Source organism: Streptomyces sp. SID14478 (assembly GCF_010548525.1).
Classification (GTDB): Bacteria; Actinomycetota; Actinomycetes; order Streptomycetales; family Streptomycetaceae; genus Streptomyces.
Genome location: NZ_JAAGMG010000621.1, coordinates 1 through 428, shown reverse-complemented (window position 1 = coordinate 428; position 428 = coordinate 1). Strand labels below are relative to the sequence as shown.

General features: G+C 75.7%; 1 pseudogene. It reads right to left on the bottom strand.

Features of this window, described 5'->3' with window-relative positions:
• Positions 1-428 (bottom strand): annotated as a pseudogene (locus G3I40_RS20305) (MFS transporter); the annotation flags it as partial.

The window sequence follows — 428 nt, the reverse complement described above, 5'->3', positions numbered from 1 at the left end:
CGAGGCCAGCAGCACGGCCCCCGAGCGGCGCAGGCTCCGCGTCGCGGCACGCGGCCCGTCGACGCCCCGGGCCATCCGCACCTGGAAGGCCATCACCCCAAGGGTGTTGAGCACGAACAGTGCCGACACGAGCCAGCCCGGGGCGGCCGTGTGCGTCACGATCCACAGCGGGACGGCGAGCGAGAGCAGCGGCATCCGCAGCAGCAGGACGGCGTTCAGCAGGGTCACCGCAGCGTAGGGGCGGTCGCGCAGCACGGCGAGCCGGGGTTCCTTCGCCGCGCGGACGGGCGCGGGCGCGACCGCCGGGAGCCGCCACAGGATCAGGGCGCAGACCACGAACCCGGCGCCGTCGAGCGCGAACACCGCGAGATACCCGGCGGAGGTGTCGTGCTGCAGCGCGAGCCCGCCGATCCCCGCCCCGACCGCCA